Source organism: Mesorhizobium sp. M2A.F.Ca.ET.039.01.1.1 (assembly GCF_003998035.1).
Classification (GTDB): Bacteria; Pseudomonadota; Alphaproteobacteria; order Rhizobiales; family Rhizobiaceae; genus Mesorhizobium.
The window spans coordinates 1-2,668 of sequence record NZ_RZRY01000784.1 but is presented as its reverse complement, the minus strand read 5'-3'; the positions used below and the strand labels follow the sequence as shown (position 1 = coordinate 2,668).

General features: G+C 64.0%; 4 protein-coding genes. 3 read left to right on the top strand and 1 reads right to left on the bottom strand.

Annotated features, from left to right (window positions below):
• Position 1 precedes the first annotated feature (1 nt).
• From EOA24_RS33640 to EOA24_RS33630, 3 genes are all read left to right on the top strand, one after another.
• A complete protein-coding gene (locus tag EOA24_RS33640) occupies positions 2 to 781 on the top strand; it encodes an ABC transporter permease subunit (RefSeq protein WP_127410565.1) in 780 nt (259 codons plus the stop codon).
• A gap of 53 nt (positions 782 to 834) precedes the next feature.
• Positions 835 to 1,536, top strand: a complete 702-nt coding sequence (locus EOA24_RS33635) for an ABC transporter ATP-binding protein (RefSeq protein WP_245501912.1) — start codon at positions 835 to 837, stop codon at positions 1,534 to 1,536.
• 224 nt (positions 1,537 to 1,760) lie between these two features.
• On the top strand, positions 1,761 to 2,273 hold the full coding sequence (locus tag EOA24_RS33630) for a cupin domain-containing protein (protein WP_127410563.1): 513 nt from the start codon (positions 1,761 to 1,763) through the stop codon (positions 2,271 to 2,273).
• A gap of 181 nt (positions 2,274 to 2,454) precedes the next feature.
• Here EOA24_RS33630 and EOA24_RS42565 read toward each other — a convergent pair.
• Positions 2,455 to 2,668, bottom strand: a 214-nt coding sequence (locus tag EOA24_RS42565; protein ID WP_210213627.1) for a hypothetical protein, incomplete at its 5' end; no start/stop codon positions are given.

The window sequence follows — 2,668 nt, the reverse complement described above, 5'->3', positions numbered from 1 at the left end:
CATCTCGACCTCACCGAGGGGCGCCCCGCGGTGGCTACGCCGGATGACAGGCCCGGTGCTGCTCGTTCTTGCCTGGCACGCCGCGTCGGAGACCGGCGTGCTGCCGCCGGAGGTGCTGGCTGGCCCCTCGACTGTGATCTCCAGCGCGGCCGGACTGATCACCACCGGCGATTTGCAGGCCGCCATGATCACCTCGCTCGGGCGTGCGCTGTTCGGGCTCGCCCTCGGCGGAACGATCGGCGTCACGCTGGCCGTGCTTTCCGGCCTGTCCCGGCTTGGCGAGGATCTGATCGACTCGCCGATCCAGATGATGCGCACCGTGCCCTCGGTCGCGCTCATTCCGCTCCTGATCATCTGGTTCGGCATCGGGGAAGCGCCGAAAGTCGCCCTGATTGCGCTCGGCACGGCCTTCCCTCTTTATCTCAACGTCTATGCCGGCATCCGCAATGTCGACCTGTCGCTGATCGAAGCGGGTCGCGCGCTCGGGCTCTCCCGCGCGGCGCTGATCCGTCATGTCGTGCTGCCCGGTGCCCTGCCCAACGCGCTGGTCGGCCTGCGCTATTCGTTAGGCATTGCCTGGCTGGCGCTCGTCTTCGGCGAACAGATCAACGCAACGGCCGGCATCGGCTACCTGATGGCCAATGCGCGCGAGTTCTTCCAGACCGACGTGATCGTGGTCTGCCTCGTGGTCTATGCGCTGCTCGGCCTTGCCGTCGATTTCATCGTGCGCACTCTTGAACGGATCTTTCTGTCATGGCGACCGGCCTTCAGCGGAACTTGAAAATCGCGGATCAGGCACCTCCCCCCGCTGCGCGCCAGCCGGGCGAGACGGCCGTGCGGGTGCGAGGCCTCTCAAGGCGCTTCGACACTCGCTCGGTGCTGGCCGATCTGAACCTCGACATCGCCGCGGGAGAATTCGTCGCCTTGCTCGGCGCCAGCGGCTGCGGCAAGAGCACGCTGCTGCGCATCCTGTCCGGACTCGATCGCGACATATCGGGCGAGGTCCAGGTCCCGGCCCGCCGCGCCGTCGCCTTCCAGGCGCCCCGGTTGATGCCGTGGAAGACGGTATGGCGCAATGTCGTGCTGGGCCTTCCCGGTCGACCCGACCGCGCGCGGGCGCTCGCCGCGCTCGATGAGGTCGGCATCGGCCACCGCGCCGACCAATGGCCCAAGGTGCTTTCGGGTGGCGAGGCGCAGCGCACCTCGCTCGCCCGCGCGCTGGTGCGCGAGCCAGACCTGCTGCTGCTCGACGAGCCCTTCGCCGCACTCGACGCGCTCACCCGCATCAAGGCGCAGGAACTCGTCGGCGAGCTCTGGCAGCGGCACGGCTGCGCCGTCCTGCTCGTCACCCATGATGTCGAAGAGGCGGTGTTGCTCGCCGACCGTGTGCTGGTGATGAAGGACGGCGTCATCGCCCATGAGGAGCGCATCGGTCTGCCGCGGCCGCGCGATGTAGCCGAACCGGTCTTTGCGCGCACCCGCGGCACGCTGCTCGACTGGCTGGGCGTGCGCCATGGCGCCGCGCGCGCTCACTGACGAAAAGCCAAGCCAAGAGTGTCTTTCCAATCTAGATCAACACCGTTCTCCGTATTCGTCAGGTCGATCCAAAGCTCTTGGAACTAGGTCAGGTGAAGGACCTCAGCAATCTGCAGCAGATCGTCAGATCACTCTCCCCGCTGCCATGCCTTTGACCCTAACGGGTCCCCACGCCCTCGTGCTGCCTCAGGGAGCACGCCCAGTACTGAAATACGGAGACGCGGATGTCGGATAACCACCATCAGCATGAGCGCGGCCATGCCCATCAGGACCGAGAGGATCGGTGGAAGCATAATGGCGTTCGCGTCATCAAAGGGGATCAGCTCGATCCCAACACAGCCCAGACGCCGGGCATGTATCGGCAGGCGGCCATCAACCACGCCCGAGTCGGCGCGCAGAAAATCTGGGCCGGCACAGTGGCGATCGAACCCAATGCGAAGACCGGTGTCCATCATCATGGTCCACTCGAGAGCGTGATTTTTGTCGTTCGCGGCAAAGCGCGCATGCGTTGGGGCGACAGGCTTGAATACGTTGCCGAAGCCGGCCCCGGCGATTTCATCTACGTACCGCCATATGTGCCGCATCAGGAAATCAATGCGGACCCTGAAAACCCGCTGCAATGCGTGCTGGTGCGATCCGACAACGAAGCCGTGGTGGTCAACATCACCGATGTGGAACCTGTCGAGAAGCCCGAAGAGGTGTATTGGGTCGATCCCATTCACAAACATCCGGACTAACGCTGAAAGCGACGGATCTGACGAGTAAGCTTCGAATAAATAGGGGCCGAGCCCGTAGGACTTTGTCGTCGCCAGTCGCCTGGGAGAGGCGACGAGGCTCCTTCTCCGTTCGGGCCGGCCGTGCGGCGCTGGACGTCATCACGTTTTCAACCCCGGACAGTCGTCCAGGGCACACGGCCGATCATGGCACGGTGCGGCTTGGCCGCATCTTCAAGAAGAGCTGGAAAACGACTGACCCACTCGCAAAGCTGATGTCATATTGCTGCAAGATGGCGTTCACACAGTTGCCGCGTGGGATAGCAGTTTGCCTATGATCAGGCGCCTCAGCGGGATGCCCTTGCTTATCGAATAGTCCAACAGCCAAGCCGCCGCTTTGGCCTTTTGTAGGGATATTT